General features: G+C 64.6%; 13 protein-coding genes. 8 read left to right on the top strand and 5 right to left on the bottom strand.

What is annotated here, in order from left to right; genetic code table 11:
* Window positions 1-115 precede the first annotated feature (115 nt).
* Window positions 116-1,147 (bottom strand): LLM class flavin-dependent oxidoreductase, encoded by a 1,032-nt coding sequence (locus AWC06_RS07120; protein WP_085195801.1) that lies wholly within the window; start codon window positions 1,145-1,147, stop codon window positions 116-118.
* Window positions 1,148-1,523: 376 nt separating this feature from the next.
* Between AWC06_RS07120 and AWC06_RS07115 the strand changes: the two genes are divergently transcribed.
* From AWC06_RS07115 to AWC06_RS07090, 6 genes are all read left to right on the top strand, one after another.
* Complete coding sequence (locus AWC06_RS07115) at window positions 1,524-2,969, top strand: aldehyde dehydrogenase (RefSeq protein WP_372458022.1); 1,446 nt, start codon at window positions 1,524-1,526, stop codon at window positions 2,967-2,969.
* A 171-nt stretch (window positions 2,970-3,140) separates the two neighbouring features.
* Complete coding sequence (locus AWC06_RS07110; RefSeq protein ID WP_085195797.1) at window positions 3,141-3,584, top strand: MmpS family transport accessory protein; 444 nt, start codon at window positions 3,141-3,143, stop codon at window positions 3,582-3,584.
* Window positions 3,581-6,442: an MMPL/RND family transporter gene (locus tag AWC06_RS07105; RefSeq protein ID WP_085195795.1), complete on the top strand. Its 2,862-nt coding sequence runs from the start codon at window positions 3,581-3,583 to the stop codon at window positions 6,440-6,442. Before AWC06_RS07110 ends, AWC06_RS07105 begins: the two co-directional genes overlap by 4 nt.
* Before the next feature lie 169 nt (window positions 6,443-6,611).
* Entirely contained in the window at window positions 6,612-7,589 is a 978-nt protein-coding gene (locus AWC06_RS07100) for a helix-turn-helix transcriptional regulator (RefSeq protein WP_169715310.1), read from the top strand.
* A gap of 485 nt (window positions 7,590-8,074) precedes the next feature.
* A complete protein-coding gene (locus tag AWC06_RS07095) occupies window positions 8,075-9,817 on the top strand; it encodes an acyl-CoA dehydrogenase family protein (RefSeq protein ID WP_085195791.1) in 1,743 nt (580 codons plus the stop codon).
* 21 nt (window positions 9,818-9,838) lie between these two features.
* The gene (locus AWC06_RS07090) at window positions 9,839-10,780 is read left to right on the top strand and encodes an NAD-dependent epimerase/dehydratase family protein (protein ID WP_085195789.1); all 942 of its coding nucleotides are present in this window, start codon (window positions 9,839-9,841) and stop codon (window positions 10,778-10,780) included.
* A 13-nt stretch (window positions 10,781-10,793) separates the two neighbouring features.
* On the opposite strand, the gene aceA is transcribed toward AWC06_RS07090, so the two are convergent.
* Window positions 10,794-13,103: an isocitrate lyase ICL2 gene (gene aceA / locus AWC06_RS07085; RefSeq protein WP_085195787.1), complete on the bottom strand. Its 2,310-nt coding sequence runs from the start codon at window positions 13,101-13,103 to the stop codon at window positions 10,794-10,796.
* A gap of 227 nt (window positions 13,104-13,330) precedes the next feature.
* Between aceA and AWC06_RS07080 the strand changes: the two genes are divergently transcribed.
* Window positions 13,331-14,284 carry an alpha/beta fold hydrolase gene (locus tag AWC06_RS07080; protein WP_085195785.1) on the top strand — a complete coding sequence of 318 codons (954 nt, stop codon included), beginning with the start codon at window positions 13,331-13,333 and terminating at the stop codon, window positions 14,282-14,284.
* Here AWC06_RS07080 and AWC06_RS07075 read toward each other — a convergent pair.
* Window positions 14,279-15,625, bottom strand: coding sequence for a flavin monoamine oxidase family protein (locus AWC06_RS07075; protein WP_085195783.1), 1,347 nt, complete (start codon window positions 15,623-15,625; stop codon window positions 14,279-14,281). The two genes, AWC06_RS07080 and AWC06_RS07075, sit on opposite strands and share 6 nt — an antisense overlap.
* A gap of 62 nt (window positions 15,626-15,687) precedes the next feature.
* Between AWC06_RS07075 and AWC06_RS07070 the strand changes: the two genes are divergently transcribed.
* Window positions 15,688-17,163: a flavin-containing monooxygenase gene (locus AWC06_RS07070; protein WP_085195781.1), complete on the top strand. Its 1,476-nt coding sequence runs from the start codon at window positions 15,688-15,690 to the stop codon at window positions 17,161-17,163.
* Window positions 17,164-17,244: 81 nt separating this feature from the next.
* Here the strand turns inward: AWC06_RS07070 and AWC06_RS07065 are convergent, their stop codons facing one another.
* Complete coding sequence (locus AWC06_RS07065) at window positions 17,245-18,360, bottom strand: Rv3169 family protein (protein WP_085195779.1); 1,116 nt, start codon at window positions 18,358-18,360, stop codon at window positions 17,245-17,247.
* On the bottom strand, window positions 18,357-19,505 hold the full coding sequence (locus AWC06_RS07060; RefSeq protein WP_085195777.1) for a phosphotransferase family protein: 1,149 nt from the start codon (window positions 19,503-19,505) through the stop codon (window positions 18,357-18,359). Before AWC06_RS07060 ends, AWC06_RS07065 begins: the two co-directional genes overlap by 4 nt.
* Between the last annotated feature and the right edge of the window lie 15 nt (window positions 19,506-19,520).

Raw genomic sequence — 19,520 nt, 5'->3', positions numbered from 1 at the left:
CGACACAATGGCGCTGTCGTAGCGGCAGGTGCAGGTGGCCGTGCGGCGCATCAGCGGCCAGCGGCGCCGACACGTCGAGAGCCTTGTCCCACAGCCGGGGTCACCGATTGATCGGTCAGAACAACTCTTTGGCCAGTAGCTCAAGCGTCGCCACGCGTCCCGGCGCGGTTGCGGGGTCAGTACCGGCGTGGGCCGACGCGACCGGGATCACCATCACCTCGTCGACGTCGAACCGTTCGGCGAGTGCCCGCAGCTGCTCGGCGGCCTCGGCGGGCTTGCCGAGAACAGCACGTCGCATCCTGTCCTGCACGATGTGATGCTGCTGTACCGTCAGCTGGGCGGTGGCTGCTTCCTCAACCAGCGGCACAGGGCCCAGCGGCGCCCTGGTGAGCATCCGTGCCGTCATCTGCTGGTCGGGCAACATCAAAGCCGTTGCCTCTTTGCAGGTTTCCGCCACCGTGGCGTCCACCGTCATAAACGTCACCGGTTCGGCGGCGAACTTGCTGGGCACGAACCGGGATCGGTAGGTCTCGAGCGCTTCTTCGATTCCCTTGCCGGAGAAGTGATTGGCAAAGACGTATGGCAGTCCCTTGGCGGCAGCCAATTGCGCCGAATACATCGACGAGCCCAGCAGCCAGAGCCGCGGTTCACCAATCGCGGCCGGGGTTGCCTTGAGTCGGTAGTCGCCCGAGCGCGCCGGAACCTCCACGCCGCGGGCGCTCAGCAGCGCCGTCACGTCGTCGAGGTATTCGGGGAAGTTCTCGATGTCGCGGTCGTCACGACCGCCGCGGAGGGCAGACGTCGTCACCGGGTCGGTGCCGGGCGCCCGGCCGATGCCCAGGTCGATGCGGCCGGGTGCGGCCGCTTCCAGCAGCGCGAACTGCTCGGCCACCGCCAGTGGTGCGTGATTAGGCAGCATCACGCCGCCCGACCCTAGGCGCAGCTGCGAGGTCTGCGCGGCAAGATAGGCGATCAGTACCGGCGGGCTTGTGGCTCCTACGTTCGGCATGTTGTGGTGCTCGGTGACCCAGTACCGGGTGAAGCCCAGCCGGTCGGCGGTCTGCGCCAGTTGCACGGTGACCGCTAGCGCATCGCGGGTCGTCTGGTCGCTACGTACGGGGACGAAGTCAAGAACGGAAAGTCGCATGGCGGCGTTAACGCCGGGTGTCGTGCGAACATTCCCGGCTTACTACGTCTTGGGTGTGATGAAGCGCACGATCCGGTCGAACACCATGAGCCTTCAGGCCCAACGCAATTCGTTCGGATGTTGAGGACACGCTGATCTGCCGTTGCCCATGCTGGCACGAAAGCCAGTGCGGCCGAGCACCATACGACGGTGAAACAGCGAGCCAATCAAGGCTCAAAGTCGCGCGGCGGTCCGCGGACCGCGCTTTCCGGCCATCGGCCGCGCTTTTCGGGTAGACCGGCTCGGCCTAGGTGCCTAGGTTTGCATCGGACCGCGGCCGGAACGAAGGTGACTCGTTCAGGCGCCATCGACGATGACCCAAGAAGGACCAAGCTTCGTGAATATCAGTGAGCCCGAACTGTTCATCGACGGAGGGTTTCGGACTGCCAGCGGTGTTGAACCGGTAATAGACGCCACGACCGAACAGCTACTCGGCGAGGGACCCAGCGCCGACATCGGCGACATCGACGACGCGGTGGCCGCATCCCGACGGGCGTTGCGTGAGTGGAGCACAACTCCCGCGGTTGACCGAGCCCGTCTCCTCGAGCGATTCGCCGACGCCCTGACCGCGCGGGCGGTAAAGACCAGCGAGTTGTGCACCCGCGAAATAGGTTCGCCCATAACGTTTTCCCGGATCATGAACGGCCTCGTGCCAGCAGCGGTGCTCCGCTACTACGCGGCCCTTATCAGCAAAACCGATGGCGAAGAAATTCGGCACAGTGCATCAGGAAACACGATTGTGCGCCGAGAGCCGGTCGGTGTGGTGGGTGCTATCGTTCCCTGGAACGTGCCGCAAGTACTAGCTGCTATGAAGTTAGCGCCGGCATTGGCCGCAGGCTGCACAGTGGTTCTCAAGGCGGCCCCGGAAACCGCTCTGGACGCCAGGGCCTTCGGAGAAGCCGCCGCCGAAGCGGGATTGCCGCCCGGCGTACTGAATGTCACCGCCGGCGGCGGCAAAGCGGGCGCCTATCTGGTCAGCCACCCCGACGTGGACAAGGTAGCGTTCACGGGATCCAGTGAGGTCGGCCGCGTCATCGCCGAAACGTGCGGACGGCTGATGCGACCCGTGACGCTGGAGCTAGGCGGGAAATCTGCGGCGATCATCCTCGACGATGCCGACCTCGAGTTGACGATGCGTGGGCTGCGCACGTCGGCTTTCGCCAACAACGGTCAAATGTGTTACGCGAGTACACGCGTCCTGGCCCCGCAATCGCGCTACCGCGAGGTCGTAGCCGCGCTGGCGGACATGACGAAATCTCTGCGGGTCGGTGATCCGCTTGACGAAACCACCGAGATCGGCCCGCTAGCGAGTGCACGACACCGCGAACGGGTGTTGGGCTACATCGAGATCGGAAAAGCCGACGGCGCTCGCCTTGTGACCGGCGGCGGAGCACCCACCGATCAGCCGCGCGGCTGGTATGCGGCGCCTACAGTTTTCGCTGACGTTGACAACTCGGCGCGCATCGCGCGCGAGGAGATCTTCGGCCCGGTTTTGACGGTGACTCCGTACGGAACCGACGCCGAAGCCGTCGACCTCGCCAATGACTCCGATTTCGGCTTGGCCGGGACTGTATGGTCGTCCGACGAAGCGCGCGCGACCGAGATTGCCCGCGGTGTGCGAACTGGGACCATCGGCATCAACGGATACCAGCTCGATGTCGATGCGCCCTTCGGCGGAGTCAAAGCCAGCGGCGTCGGGCGAGAATTGGGACCCGAGGGCCTCGCCGCCTATCAGACCCTCAAGTCGATCTTCAGGCTGGGCTCGCCGGCCGAAACCACCTAGCTGTTGCTTCAACGTCGGCCTTCGATCCAATCAGGATTGAAGGGAAGCAGCGTCTGCTACGAACATTTCGGTACGAAGACCCATGTCTCCCAGATCATCTCAGCAGAGATCACACGCCTGGCCGCGGCTGCGTGAGGTCTGCCTTGCCGCGAACCATGGAGGGTCGCAACAGTGAGTCATTACATAAATCGTCGACTAGTGAGCAGGCTATGGCTGCCGACAGTCGTGTCTGTCGTGGTCACCCTGGCGGCATTCACCATCCATGCCGCTCACGGCGTCTTCGGCTCCCGGGACCGAACTCGAAGCCCGGGCAACAAGTTCGCGGTCGTTCAGTTCAATCCCAAACGCATCGAATACGACGTCTTCGGTGAGCTGGACGGCTGGGGGAGGGTGAGCTACTGGGACGTCAACTCTCACCCCATCGCGGTCGACCTGACGGCATTGCCCTGGACGCACACGGAAACGACTGTGTTGACGACGGCTACCGCCGACATCACCGCGCAGGTGGCAGGGGGAAACATTGGCTGCCGCATCACTGTTGACGGCCAGGTCCGTTCCGAACATACGGCCGCGGGTGAGCACGCCGGCGTCTGGTGCCAGGTGCTATCTGCATGAAGCACAGCGCAAGCAACGATGTGCGCACGCCATTCTTTGCAAGGACCATCCGGAAATTCGCGGCGTTGGTGGTGCTCGCGTGGCTGGCGCTGCTGGTTGTGGTCAACGTGGTCTCTCCGCAGCTCGAGCCCGTCACCAAAGCGAACCGAAGCCCGCTGGTCCCCCTCAATGCGCCGTCGGCAACAGCACTCATCCACATCGGGGAAGTATTCAAGGAATCCGATAGCAACAGCATGGTAATGGTCGTCTTGGAGGGCGACCACAAACTCGGCGAATCCGACCACGCGTTCTACAACGAGTTGGTCGCAAAACTGCGGCACGACAAGCACGTTCAATATGTCATGAACCTCTGGGGCGAAGGATCGACAGCCGCGGGGGTGCAGAGCAGCGACGGACAAGCCTCCTACACATTGGTGCGGGTCGCCGGCTACCAAGGTTCGACGCTGTCCGACGAGTCCATCGAGGCGGTGCGAGAGCTGATTTCGCACACCGCAACACCGCACGGGTTAAAGGTCTACGTGTCGGGTTCGGCGCCCCTGTCGGCGGACATGCTCCAGGCCGGCAACAAGAGCCTCTACACGATCATGTTCGTGACCATCATTCTCATCACCGTGATGCTGCTGATTGTCTACCGCTCGATGACGACCGCGCTGCTCACCCTGTTCATGGTGATGATGGAATTGAACTGCGGGCGCGGCATTGTCTCATTCCTCGCATTTCACAAGTTCATCCACATAGCCGACATCGCGTCCAACCTTCTCGTTTCACTGATTCTCGGCGCGGGTACCGATTACGCGATCTTTTTGATCGGCCGCTACCACGAAGCGCGGCATGCGGGCGAAGACCGCGAAACGGCCTACTACACCGCCGTAAGGGGCGTGTCTCACGTCATACTCGGCTCAGGTCTCGCAGTGGCGGGCGCGACGTTCTGCCTCGAATTCACCCGGCTCAACTACTTCAATACATGCGGCATTCCCTGCACAGTGGCCATGCTCACCACAGTCGCAGCCGCGCTGACATTCGGTCCGGCCGTGCTGGCGCTGGGCAGCCGCGTAGGCATCTTCGAACCGAAGCGTCGAGCCGGGGCGGGCATTTGGCGCAAAGTCGGAACGCTGGTCGTACGCTGGCCGGGGCGAATCCTGCTGGCGAGCTGTGTGGTGGTGCTCGTTGGATCGATCACGCTTCCCACATACCGCCCCAACTACGACGACCGCATCTATATCCCCGATGACGCCCCATCGAAGCAAGGGTATGCCGCAAGCGACAGGCACTTTCCGGCCAGCAAGCTGAACAGCGAAATGATGATGGTGGAGTCGGATCACGACATGCGCAACAGCACGGACATGATCGCGCTAGATCGGGTGGCACGCACTGTTTTTCACACCCCGGGTGTGGGAATGATTCAGAGTGTCACAAGGCCGTTGGGCACCCCCCTCGAACATTCGTCATTCACCTACACCATCGGCACGATGGGAACGAAAATCAAAGAATTGCTGCCGTTCCTGACCGACCTGAACAATCGGCTCACGGACATAGCCTCCGTCACAGACCGCATGACGGGCCTCTTACGTCACCAGCAGGAGTTGACGTCGCAACAGGCCGGAGCGACCCATATTGCCGCTGAAGCCGCCCAAGGCATGAAAGACGTCACCGATTCGATGCGGGACAACCTCGCCGACTTCGACGACGTCTGGCGACCGATCCGAGGCTACTTCTATTGGGAGAAACACTGTTTCGACATCCCGATTTGCTGGTCGCTGCGTTCGCTGTTCGAATTGACCGACAAGGTCGACCAGCTGGCGGACCAAATGGGCAAGAATCTCAAAGCCGCGCTGATTCAGGATGCGGTGACGCCGCAGCTCGTCCAGCTGATCGGCCAGAGCGCCGACCAACTTGACCAACTACACCAGCTCATTCTGACCGAACGCAGCACGATAGAACCTCAGTTGACCCAGCTGGATGAGCTCAGCCGGCAGATGATGGATCTGGGCTACGCCTTCGACAGTTCGAAGAACGACGAGTTCTTCTATCTGCCGCCAGATGCGTTCAGCAACCCCACTTTTCAGATCGACCTGAAATTCTTCGTGTCCCCGGACGGCAAAACGGCCCGATACCTGATTTACCACGACGGTGAAGCCCTGACCCCCGACGGCATCAAGCATGATCAGACACTCCTGCCTGCCGCGAAGGAGGCGTTGAAGGGCACCACGCTCGCCGGATCGCGCGTCTACCTTGGCGGCGCCGCGGCGACGTACTGGGACATCCAGGATGCGACAAAAACGGATCTGATCATCGCGGCCACCGCCGCATTCGCGTTGATCTTCCTGGTCATGCTCCTCATCACAAGGAGCTTGGTAGCGTCGCTGGTCATCATCGGAACCGTGGCGTTTTCGTACTCGGGAGCGTTCGGTTTGTCGGTCCTGATCTGGCAGCACCTGCTCGGGATCCCACTCAGCTGGCTGGGCCTGCCTCTGAGCTTCATCGTGTTGGTGGCGGTCGGTTCGGACTACAACCTGCTGCTGGTTGCCCGCTACCTCGAAGAAAGTAGAGCCGGGTTGAACACCGGGCTGATCCGAGCGGTCGCCAACTCTGGCAAAGTGGTCACCACGGCCGGTCTGGTGTTCGCCGTCACCATGATGGCGATGGTTTCCGGCGAATTGCTCTCGGTCGGGGAAATGGGATCCATCATCGGCCTTGGGCTCCTGCTCGACACGCTGATCGTGCGGTCGTTCATCACACCGGCGATCGCCCGCCTGCTCGGGCCATTCTTCTGGTGGCCCCGACTGATCCGTTCCAGGCCACCGCGTGCGGCCGCCCGACGACCGGTTGCGCCGGTCGAATACGCCGAAATCCCGTGACTTCGCCGAAGGGTAGTCGGCGGGCGTGACGAGAGTCACCGCAGTGGTGCACCCCCGACATGCATGCCGCTCCCAGATAAAACATAGAATCTCTATGTTGACGCGACGCGGATCGAAGCGCCTGCTCGATCGTTTCGTCGCTGAGGTTGTGACCCCAACGGGAGCGAACATGATCGCCGGTCTTCGCATCCGGACCGACACGTCTGACCCAAACGAGGCTCGAATCCAGCTGACGCCTACCTACCCCGCCCACCGCCTCACTATTCACGGCGAGGTGTCGGCGTTCCGTGCGCGGCATGCGGAGGGGGGCACCAGTGATCTTGGCGTGTACTACCTGTCCTATGGGCCCAGCACCACGACGGTCGATCCGCTGAAGTTTTGCGACTTCGTGCAGATATCGCAACCGATTCGCGGGCGGTTGGGGGTTCGTGCCGAAAGTGGGGAACGGATGTTGTCACCCGGAGACCACCTGGTCATGGACGCTCACACCTTCTATCACCTGCGCTGGGAAGACAACTGCGCGGTTTTCAACGTGCGGCTTCCTCGCGCAGAATTCGAAACGGCGATCGCGGAGCTCAGCGGTATGGATGAGCCAGGCCCGATCAGCATCCCGGTGAGCCGACGCCCATCCTCGCCAGGAAGGACGGCAGTCGACAAGGTCATCCGCTTTCTGCTCCGGGATGCCGTGCCGACTGGGCTACTGACGTCCGCGCCGCTATTGCGTGCCCAGATGCGTCGGATGTTGGTAGCGAGCATCGTCGAGGCCTATTCAGGGGTCTTTCATGCGGTCGATGCGGGTTCGAGCGGGGATGTCAAACCGCCGGCCGTTCGTCGTGCGATCGCGTACATCGAGGACGCCGTAGCCGAGGACATCCGGATCAGTGACGTCGCGGCGGCAGCACGGTTGAGCACTCGCGCCCTCCAGGAGGCGTTTCGCAAGCACCTGGACACGACTCCCATGGCATACCTGAAGTCGATCCGTCTCGCTCGGGCGCACGCCGACCTAAGGCAGTCATCAGTCGAGGAAGGGATGACCGTGGCAGCCGTCGCATACCGGTGGGGCTTCGGCAATCTCGGCCGGTTCGCGGCCGACTACCGGCGGGAGTTCGGCCGCTCTCCAAGCGAGGTACTTCGTGCGCCGCGGTGACGCCGCCGTCCGAAGCCGTGGCAAGCCGCCCAACCACCTACCAGGTAAAAGGCCCCCGGAGATCACTCCGGGGGCCGTTTGCATGCCGCCTTAACCGCCGTATGTGGGCCCCGGCACCCCGTCGCGGTACGTAGTGCATTTCGGGCCGGTGCAACAGGTCTCGATAAGAGTCGGGGCGGCACCCCAATGCGGGGCTACCTCCTCCGACGTGTACTGGCCGCCCGAGTTCTTACAGGAATTTTCGATATCAGTTTGTGCGTGAGAAAGAGGCGCGGCCAAAGTCATCAATGCTATTGCGAAACCGGCCGCGGGAATGGCGCTGAATACCCGACGTTTCAATTTTCCTCCATCGCTCGCGTAGCTCCCGAGGCCATTCCTCGACGAAATCCCTCTTGCGGAACTGACTGGTGCCAGTTTACCGAGGGATTTTATCGGCTGCGACGAAGTTCGGCGTCGTACGGGTGGCGAGGGCTAGATTCCACGCCATGGCCAACTCCAGCGGACTGCTCTTCAACCCGAATCGTTATGACCCGTCGCACTTCGATCCCGAGACGCGGCGTCAACTCCGCGCCGTGATCGACTGGTTCGAAGAGCGCGGCAAACAGAAGCTGCTCCGCGACGACCTCGAGGCCGTGTGGGTGTCAGACTTCCTCGACTTCATCAAACGGGAACGGATCTTCGCGACCTTTCTGACGCCCTCGGAGTACGGCGGGGGCGACCCGAACAAGCGCTGGGACACCTCGCGTAACGCCGCACTGAGCGAGATATTCGGCTTCTACGGCCTGGCGTACTGGTATGCCGAGCAGGTCACGATCCTGGGCCTCGGACCGATCTGGCAGAGCGAGAACATCAAGGCCAAACAGCGCGCGGCCGAACAACTCGAGGCGGGCGGTGTGATGGCGTTCGCCCTCTCCGAACGCGAGCACGGCGCGGACATCTACAACACCGACATGCTGCTGACACCCGCTCGCGACGGAGACGACGAGGGAGTCGTGTTCAGGGCGTCGGGGGAGAAGTACTACATCGGCAACGGCAACGTCGCAGGCATGGTGTCGGTGTTCTCGCGGCGCACCGACGTCGAGGGCGCCGACGGTTACGTGTGGTTCGTCGCTGACAGCGGCCACCCGAACTACGAATTGGTCGGCAACGTCGTGCACGGCCAGATGTATGTGAGCAACTTCCGGCTCAACGATTACCCGGTGCATGAGGAGGACATCTTGTGCGCCGGGCCCGAGGCGTTCTCGGCCGCACTCAACACCGTCAACGTCGGCAAGTTCAACCTGTGCAGCGGCTCAATCGGCATGTGCGAGCACGCTTTCTACGAGGCGATCACGCATGCCAACAACCGCATCCTCTATGGCAACCCAGTCACCGACTTCCCCCACGTGCGCGCTGGCTTCGTCGACGCCTACGCCAGGTTGATCGCGATGAAGCTGTTCAGCGACCGCGCGATCGACTACTTCCGCAGCGCCAGCCTCGACGACCGTCGCTACCTGCTGTTCAATCCGGTGACCAAGTCCAAGGTCACGTCCGAAGGCGAGGCGGTCGTCACCCTACTGTGGGATATCCTCGCCGCCAAAGGCTTCGAGAAGAACACCTACTTCAGCGAGGTCGCGCGGCTCATCGGTGCCCTGCCCCGGCTCGAAGGCACCGTGCACGTCAACGTCGCGCAAATCCTGAAATTCATGCCCAACTACATGCTCAACCCGGCGGCGTACCCGGAAATCGGCACCCGCGACGACCCGGCGGATGACGTCTTCTTCTGGGCGCAGGGCCCGGCGCGGGGCGCCTCGAAGGTACAGTTCGCTGATTGGACCGCGGTCTACGAAAAGTATTCGGGCATACCAAATGTGGCGCTCTTCTACGAACAGGCGCGAGCGCTCAGGGAGCTATTGGTCAGCGCCGCGCCGGACGCCGATCAGATGCGTGACCTCGACTTCCTCCTCGTCCTCGGGCACCTGTTTACTCTCGTCGTCTACGGCCAGTTGATTCTCGAGCAGGCCGATCTGATCGGCCTGGACCACGAGCTGGTGGACCAAATCTTCGACGTCCAGATACGTGACTTCTCCGGACACGCCGTCGCCATGCATGGGAAGCCGAGTTCCACTTCGGCACAACAAGACTGGGCGATAGCCGCAGTGCGTAAACCGGTGGTCGACCAGCACCGCTTCGATCGGGTCTGGGAGCAGGTCAAGGCCTACGACGGCGCCTATGAGATGCGCCCATAGCGGCTGGCCTACCATCGGCGCATGCGCGGCTCCAAGATCCTGATCACCGGTGCGACAGGCCAGGTCGCCACACCCATTGCCGAGGCGCTCGCGGCTGACAACGAGGTCTGGGGCATTGCCCGCTTCACCAACGCCGCGGCTCGTGGACGCCTCGAAAACGCGGGGGTGCGATGCCACACGGTCAACCTGGCGGCCGGGGAGTTCACCGGCATCCCCACCGACTTTGATTACGTCCTCAACTTCGCGGTGGCCAAGAGCGGCAACTGGGACAAAGACCTCGCGGCCAACGCAGAGTCGGTCGGCCCGCTGATGGCTCACTGCCGCAGCGCAAAAGCCTTCCTGCACTGCTCCTCAGCGGCGGTCTACGATCCGCCGGACGACGAACCCCGGGCCGAACGCGCCGCCCTGGGCGACAATCACAAGTTCTTGTTCCCGACGTATTCCATCTCCAAGATCGCCGGCGAGGTCGTCGCTCGGTCGATGGCGCGCGTTCTCGGCGTCCCCACCACCATCGCCCGGCTCAACGTCCCTTACGGCGACAACGGCGGATGGCCGTACTACCACATGGAGATGATGCTGGCCGGCATTGCGATCCCGGTTCCGCCCGGCGGGCCGGCCCGCTACAACCCGATCCACGAGGACGACATCATCGCGACCATCCCCAAACTGCTCGAGGTGGCGTCGGTCCCGGCGACCACGGTCAACTGGTGCGGCGAGCAGACCGTCAGCCTCCAAGACTGGTGCGGCCATCTCGGCTCGCTGGTCGGCAAGGAACCCGTCTTCGAGGAAAGCGCAGAGGCGCTGCGCGGCAACCCAACCGACGCGAGCCTGATGCGCGAACTCGTCGGGGAAACCACCGTCGATTGGCGCGACGGGATGCGCCGCATGGCGGCGAAGTTCCACCCGGAGTTGGTGGCGATCGCAAGCGCGGCGGAGCCGGGCGCAGCGGGTCGCCGCCGATGAACCTCGTCGGGTCCTAGTCTTCCTTGCGGATCAACCGGCCCAGCGCCTCACGGTCGGATGCCAGCAGCTCCTCGATGCGGGGATGGTTCACCTCGGCGACGATGATCTCGCCGACCTCCTGGTGCACGTCGCTGAAGATCCCGTGCGACTTCATCTTCTCGGTCTGATAAACGTTGTCCTCGGTGGGCGTGACGTAGTGCACCGCGTCGGCCTTGAACCGGTGCACCAACCAGAGGTGGATCAACGTCATCAGGCGCTTCTGCCGCAACTTTTCTTCGAAGGTGTTCTGGTCGCGCACCGTGAGGATGGTGGTTTCGCGCCGGTCTTGGAACGGAGCGAAGATCACGTTGGCGAGCTTCTCGTCGGCGTCGCTGCCCTCGCGATAAATCACGAGCTCGAGCAGCTCCGAGCCGGCGCGCTGCGGACGCAGCCGAACGCGCAGCTTCTCGTCGAGCTGGTAGTGCTCGCTCCACATCGCCAGCCAGTCCTCCAGCAGCTTGCGCGGCACCTCGGTCTGCACCAGATGTTGATGCTGGGTGGAACCCTTGCCCATGGCCTTGGTGGTGGCGGTGCGCCCCGAGGAGGCCAGCAGCGCGGCGTCGCTGCGCGGCCCGCCGACCAGCGTCTGGGGTGTGCGGTACGGCGACTCGACCAAACGCAGCTGACGCTGCAGGCGAGCCAGCGCCAGCATGCCGTCCTGCCGCAGCGAAGTGGCGAATTCCTCGGCGGCGAGCCCATCGATCTGGTGACCGCCGTAGGTGATGAAGTTGAAGACGAAACCCATCTTGCCGAGTTCCTCAGGGAAGGCGCGCATTTCGTCGTCGGTCATGCCGGTGGTGTCCCAGTTGAACGACGGCGAGAGGTTATACGCCAACATCTTGTCCGGATACACCGCATGGATCGCCTCGGCGAACTCCCGCGCGTCGGCCAGATCCGCGGTCTTGGTCTCCATCCAGAGCAAGTCGGCAAACGGCGCCGCGGCAAGCGATTTGGCTATCGCATACGGTATGCCGCCGCGAACCTGGTAGTAGCCCTCCGGGGTCTTCGCCAGCTCGCAGTCCCACTTGGCCAGCACCCCAAGTTCTTTCGCCTTTTCCCGGGCGGCGTAGAGCGACGCGCGCGCGGCGAACTGCCGCCACTCCGCGGAGGTCATGTCGAGCGGTTCGTCCTCGCTTTCGGCGAATTCGAGCAGCTCGGCCACCGCCTCGCCGTAGGTCTCCAGCCCGGCGTCGTCCTCCCAGGCGTCGACGAACTGCGCCTCGACGTCGTCGAACACCGCGTCGACCGACTGCTGGCCGTTCTGCTGCCAACCCTTGGCGGCCTTGGTGATCAGCTCGGCGATGCCGTGCCGCTCCAACCAGGCATCGGCGGCGGCGTATTCGCCGTCGGGCAGCGAGTAGAGAAGGTGGCCGTTGAGCTCCTTGACGCCCAGCTCATAGAACCGCCGCATCAAGGCCAGCCAACAGGCTTTGTACGACGGGATTTTCAGGTTGGTGGCGCCGAGCAGGAACGGCTGGTCGCGCTCGTCGGCGCGGCTGTCGATCAGGTTGCCGGCCTCGGCGTCCGTGCGGGCGACGATGATGCCGGGCACCCCCATCACGTCGAGCTGGAAGCGGGCGGTGTTGAGGCGCTTGATCTGTTCGTCGGACGGCACCAGAACCTTGCCGCCCTGATGGCCGCATTTCTTGGTGCCGGGCCGCTGGTCCTCGATGTGATAGCCGGGCACGCCCGCCTCCACGAAGCGGCGAATCAGGTTGCGCACGTGGGGATCACCACCATGACCGGTATCGGCGTCGGCGATGATGAATGGGCGGAAGTCGGTGGCCGGCGTCGCTGCGCGTTGCTCCTCGGTCATGCGCAGCCGCAGGTATTGCTGGTTGCGGTCGGCGGTGAGCAGGGCGCGCACCAGGCCGGCGGCTTCTTCGGGCACCTGGCTCAGGGGATAGCTCGCCAGGTCTGGCCCGGGATCCTCGGTGGTGGAGCCCTTGGCCGAGGTTGCCCAGCCGCCGAGGTAGATCCCCTCGATGCCCATCCGTTTCATGGTCACGGCCTGCCCCGGCGAGTAGGGGCCGAAGGTCGTGATGCTCTTGCGCTGGTCGAAGAGCTCGCGTAGCCGGGGATAGAACGCTTCGGCGGCCTCCCGGGCCACGGTGTAGTCGGCCGGGATGGTGCCGCGCTGCTCAACGACTTGGCGCGCCGAATACAGCCGAATGATCCCCTCGAAGCGCGGACTGTCGAAGTATCGCTGTACGGCGGCCACCTGCTTCTCAAAGTCCTGCTTGGACGGTGTGGTCGCCTCGGCGTCCTTCTCGATGGTGGCCATGGTTATTCGCTCCTCTTCAGCCCGCTTCCCCCCGACGGTTGCGAGTCTATGGGGTGTCGCGGCGGGTGGGTTTCCAAATCGGCAGAACGGCACTGACCTGCGGTAATGCTATACCCGTCCGGGATGTCAAACGAAACGTCCGGACCGGAGATGTTCTGCGCCGTTCGGGGTATTCGCCCGGTTAGACTCACCAGGCGGCGACGGGGCCGCATCCGAGGGGAGCGGCGATGGGTTCTCGGCGATCGGCTCGCACCTCCTCCTTGCCGGTGGCATTGCCGCCCGCTCGAACCGTGCCTGTGCGATCCGCAGACGGCACCCGACTGCACACCCAGGTGTTCGGGCCCGAGGACGGCTATCCGATCGTGCTGGCGCACGGCATCACCTGCGCCATTCGGGTCTGGGCCTATCAGATCGCCGAATTGGCCGCCGACTACCGGGTGATCGCGTTCGATCATCGGGGCCATGGACGCAGCGGCCTTCCGCCGCGCGGTAACTACAGCCTCCATCACCTCGCCGCTGACGTGGACGCCGTGCTCGAGGGCACCCTCGCGCCGGGCGAGCGTGCCATCATCGCGGGGCATTCGATGGGGGGCATGGCCATCGCCGCGTGGTCGGACTTATACCGCCACAAGGTCGAGGCGCGCGCCGACGGCGTGGCGCTGATCAACACCACCACCGGTGATCTGCTGCGCGAGGTGCGGTTCCTGCCGGTGCCGGCGCCGTTCGCGGCGGTCCGGGTGTTCGGTGCGCGCGCACTGGTGAACATCTTCGGCTCGTTCGCGGTGCCGCCCGCGGTGGAGCGCGCCACCCGCGAGATGATCTCCCTGCTGGCGGTGGGGGCCGACGCCGAACCCCACGTCGGCGCACTCATCTACGAACTGTTCGACGCCACCTCGCCGGCGGGACGCGGCGGCTGCGGCAAGGCGCTGGTCGACGCGATCGGGTCGCGCCACATCAGTCTGTCCGGCTTGACGGTCCCGACGCTGGTCATCGGCAGCGAACGGGATCGGCTGACGCCGCTGAGCCAATCCCGACGGATCGCGGCGGCCGCGCCCAACCTGGTTGAACTGGTCGTGTTGCCCGGCGGGCACTGCGCCATGCTGGAACGCCCCGCCGAAGTCAATCGGGAGCTACGGGCCCTCGCCGAATCGGTCGCCGGCAGCCGGCGTATCAGCTCATAGCCGCGCGGCAACCTCAGCGCCTGCCCGCTGCCCCGAGCGAACCGCGCCGTCGAGAAAGCCGGTCCACTCGTCGGCGGTCTCGGTGCCGGCCCAATGGATGGGTCCGATCGGACGGCGTAGCCACGGCCCGTAGCGTGTCCACGAGCCGGGCGGCACTGCCGCCGTCGGCCCACCCGGCGCGAATCCTTCGGCGCCCCAACGATGGTCGACGTAATCGAGCGGTTTGAGCGCTTGCTCGCCGAACAGCGATGCGAAGCAGTCCAGCGCGCGCTCGCGGCGCTGATCGGTGGGTAGCTCGTCGAAGCCGCGGGCATCGACGAATCCCAGCAGGACACCGGGCCCGTCGGGCTGCGGGCTGACGTCGAAGGTGATGAACACCGGGCCTTCGTCGGAGAGCGCTTCACCGGAGTACCCGTCGGCCCGCCAGAAGGGGGTGGGATAGGCGGCATACGCCTTGGACAGGCGGCCTTGCGGCCAACATGTGACAAGCTGCTGGTATTCGGGGGGCAGCGGCGGTGTGAACTCGATACCCGCTCGATGCGCCGGTGGGATCGCAACGATGACGAATCGGGCGTTGGCGCAGCCCTTTTCGCAGCCGACCGTCACCCCGCCGTCGTGCCGGTCGATGCGGCTTACCGCGGCGTCCAGCACGACCCGGTCGCCGAGTTCGGCCGCCATCTTCTCGGCGATCTGCTGCGTACCCGCGGCGAAACGGTCCTGCTGCGCGCCGTTTTCCACGTCCAGCAGCCGGTCCAGGCCGCCGGCCGCCCGAACGTACCGGGCGGCGTGCAACATCGACACGTCGTCGGGCTCGCAGCCCCACGTCACCCGCGCCATGATGGCAAGCAGATCGCGGGAGGTGGCGCCGGCGTGCACCGACCGCAGCCAGCCGCCTAGCGACTGGCCATCCAGCCGGGCCGCGCGCCGCGCGGTCCACGGCTCCGTCAACGGGATGTTGCGGGCGATGCGCTCGAATTGCCAACGCACCCGACCGATATCGAGCAACCCGCCCAGTGAAAGCCTCGGGATGGTGCCGCGATACGAGCGGATCATGCCGCGCCACCGGATCAGGTTTGCGCCGTCGTGATAGGTCGGGATGGTGGGGATCCCGAGCTCAGCGGCCAGCGCCAGCACCGCGTCCTGGGTCGGGCCGACGAATGTGCCGCCCATGTCGACCGGGATGCCGGCGACATGACCGGTATGCGAGCGCCCGCCCACCCGGTCGCGACCCTCGAGCACCAGCACGTCGTGGCCACGGCGCACGAGGTCTCGGGCGGCGCTGAGCCCGGCGAAACCGGCGCCTATCACCACCACGTCGGTGGTCCAGGTGGCGTCGGGCATGCTTGTTAGTCAACCCCATCGTGGGCTGCGCACCTACCCTGGAGGGTGAAAGGAGACTTTCGATGACTGCGGACCCGTTCTTCGACGTGGTGATCATCGGTGCCGGGATATCCGGGATCGGCGCCGCGTATCGCATCCGGGAGCGCAACCCGGGGCTGAGCTTCACCATCCTGGAACGGCGCGAACAGCTCGGCGGAACCTGGGACCTGTTCCGCTACCCGGGCGTGCGTTCGGACAGCGACATCTACACACTGTGTTTCCCCTGGGAGCCGTGGACCCGCCCGGAGATGATCGTCGACGGCGAGCACATCTGGCAGTACCTCGCCGACACCGCTGCCAAGCACCACATCGACGAGCACATCCGGTTCAACACCTACGTCCGGTCCGCCGACTGGGATTCGGGCACCGACACCTGGACGATTCGGGCTGAACAAAACGGCTCCGATCAGACCTACCGCTGCCGGTTCCTGTTCTTCGGCACCGGCTATTACGACTACGACCATCCCTACAAACCGCCGTTTCCGGGGATCGAAAACTTCGCCGGCGACGTGGTGCACCCGCAACACTGGCCGGAGTCGCTGGACTGCACCGGCAAGCGGTGCGTGGTGATCGGCAGCGGCGCGACGGCGGTCAGCCTGATCCCGTCGCTGGCCGAACGAGCCGAGCACGTGATGATGCTGCAACGCACGCCGTCCTACATGATCTCCGCGCCGCAAGTAGAACCGACTGCTGTGGGGATTCGAAAAGTGTTGCCGCGCAGGGTCGCCCACTGGATCATTCGCTGGCGCAACGCTCTGGTCGGGGTGCTGCTGTGGGAGGTGTCGCGGCGGGCGCCGGAGGTGATGAAACGACACCTGCGCCGCATCGCCGAGCGCAACCTGCCCGCCGGCTACGACATCGACACCCATTTCAAGCCGCCGTACAACCCGTGGGATCAGCGGATGTGCTTCCTGGTGGGCGCCGACCTGTACAAGGCGATCGCCGACGGCGCCGTCGAGGTGGTCACAGACCACATCGACCATGTGGACGCCAGCGGCATCGCGCTGAAGTCGGGGCGGCACCTGGATGCCGATGTGATCATCACCGCGACCGGGTTGCAGCTGCAGGCGCTGGGCGGAATCACGCTCAGCGTCGACGGCGAAAAGGTCAACCCGCACGACCGCTTCGTGTACAAGCGGCACCTGCTCGAGGACGTCCCGAACGCGGCGTGGTGCGTCGGTTACGTCAATGCGTCCTGGACGCTGGGGGCCGACATGACCGCACGTGCGGTGGCAAAGCTGTTGGAATACATGAATGCTCACGGCTACACCCACGCCTATCCGCACCTAAACGAGACCGACATGAGCGAGCAGCCGACGCTGAATCTGCAGGCGGGCTATGTGCTGCGGGCGTTGGATGTGCTGCCCAAGTCGGGCACCCGCCGGCCCTGGATGGTCAGCCACGACTTCCTGCGCGACGTGCTCGACCACCGGTTGCGGCCGATCGAGGACCAGATGGTATTTGGCCGGGTAGAGGTCGACGAAGCGCAATCCGCCTAAGCTGAACGCCCGCCGAGTGTGGACTTATGACACGCTTTTCCGTTAATTGCGTGCAATAACTCCACGTTCGGCGGCGCTAAGCTACGGCGCCACGGTCAGCCAGTCTTTGAAGCCCGACGGGTCGTGGCGGCCCAGCGCGCCGTGCTCATAAAGACCCCAACCCTCCACCGGGTCGCCGTCGCCGTCGCGGCACACCGCCCGGCCCACATGGTCGATCACCCCGAAGCCGGAGCGCCCGATGACCGCCGGATCGGTCATGTCGTAGGTCAGCCGCTCGACGAACTTCTCGCCCTTCCACATGCCGTGCAGCCAGTCCGAATCCCCGCCGTAACCGCCGCCGACATGGATGGGCACCGGCAGCTTCGACTCGACCTCGAAGCGGACCGGCGTGCCGTCGGGCCGGGATGCCTCGATCGTCGCCCCGGTGGGAATGCGGGTGCCAGACCGGTAGCGGGTGCTGACCCGCGGCCAGCCCAGCTGCTCGACGCGGCCGTCGCGCCACACCCGGGTGCAGTCGTTGAGCGACCGGAACCCATTGGGCTCCTCCTGGATGATCAGCACAATGGCGAACTCGTCGAACGCCATCGGCACATACAGCCACCACATGCCCTCGAATGGCGGGTCGGCCGGCCGGCCCGCAGGTTCCGGCTCACCGACGGGTCGGATGCCCCAGGACCGGTCGCGAGAGCCAATCCAGGTTTCCGGGTCGACGGCGATCTCCTCACCGTCGACGAGGATTCGCCCGCTCCAGGAGCCCAGTTGGGCGAACCGCTGCGCGTCAAGTGTCACCCGGTTGCCCGAACGCAGCAGGTGCGGCTGCTCCCGGACCACGTCGAACAGCCCCTCCCAGGACAGGTCGACGGCGATGCCTTCGGTTTCCTCGAGAATCACCCGCAGCCTGCGCAGCGGCTCGGCGATTTCGATGCGGTAGCCGCCGACGCGCTGGTTGAGCCGGTCCTGATCGATGGCGTCGGACAGGTGGACCGCGGTCTGGACATCGCCGCGGCGAATCAATACGAACGCGTCCTTGACGCCGAGGTTGGGGTAGTAGCCGAGCCCGGTGATCAAGAAGATGTTTCCGGTGCGGTCGTGGGCATTGAGGTAGCAGCGATCGTAGAAGTTGCGGTCCGACGAACCCGGCCAGGCGATCGGCTGGGGGATCTGGTGTACCGGGAACTCGTCGAGCGGTCCGATCATCGGTCTTCTCCTATAAGTCTTTTCAGCAATGCGGCGTGATAGAACAGCGATTCTGGGCAAGTGGTGGGATCATCGGGCTTTTCCATCTCGCCGAAGTGGACGCGTCGCGCGCTGGTGCGCATGAACACGCACGCCCACATCAGCCCCGAATACGCGTAAAACCACCGCAAATCACTGAGTTCCACGTCGGTGAGCCGCCGATACGTTGCACGGACGTCGTCCTCGCGCAAAACATCGGGCAGACCCGGCAGTGTAGCCAAGCCGGCCAGTTCCTGGAAAACCATGTGCGCGAAGATGGTCCAGGCCACGTCGAGCTCGCGTGGACCCAGCGTCACCATCTCCCAGTCCAGCACGGCGACCGGCTTGAAGTCGCGGTACAGCACGTTGCCGACCCGCGCGTCGCCCCACAGCAGTACCGGTTCGCCGGCCGCCTGCTGGTGTGGCCAGTGTGTCTCGAGCCAGTCGAAGGTGCGTTCCAGCAGCGGCGAGCGGCCGATGTCGGGCACCGCGAAGTCGTACCAGGACCGCACCCAGCTGAAGTGCCTGCGCAGCGAGGTATCGCCCTCCAGCCCTTCTGTCAGGAATCCGAATGTCTTCTCCGCGTTGGGGATCGAGTGCAGCTTGGCGAGGATCTCGATGGTCGCGTCCTGCAGTTCGCGTTGACGTGCGGGGGGAGCGTCGGCAAACCAGTTGTTGCCGAAGGTATAGGGCATCACGTCGGGCGGCACGCTGCCCTCGACGTAATCCATCAAGAAGAACGGCGTGCCGAGCACCTCACCGATGGATTCCAGCCAGCGCACCCGGGGCACCGGAACGTCGGTTCGCTCGGCGACCTGACGCATCACCTCGAATTGGTGATCGAGCCGGTACGACGGAAACACCGGGACGTCTTGCGCGGTCGGTGCGACCCGGGCCACCAGCTTCTGCTCCACCGTCTCGCCGTCTTGGGGCCAGCGGGCGGTCAAGATGATGGTTTCCGACGACATGCCGGTCGAGTCGACGCCGCTCTCCACGGTCACGTCCGGGGTCACGCCGCCGGGTAGCACCGTCGAGAGCCATTGCGACATCAGCGTCGGGACGGTGGTGGTGTCCCGGCTCGAGCGTTGCAGTCGGCCGATATCCTCGACGGCCGGTTCGTTGGGCACGGGTGCCTCCTCGAG

Origin of the sequence: Mycobacterium fragae, from assembly GCF_002102185.1 — a bacterium.
Classification (GTDB): domain Bacteria; phylum Actinomycetota; class Actinomycetes; order Mycobacteriales; family Mycobacteriaceae; genus Mycobacterium; species Mycobacterium fragae.
Note: the sequence above shows the minus strand (reverse complement) of the source record. Positions and strands in the feature narration are given on the sequence as shown.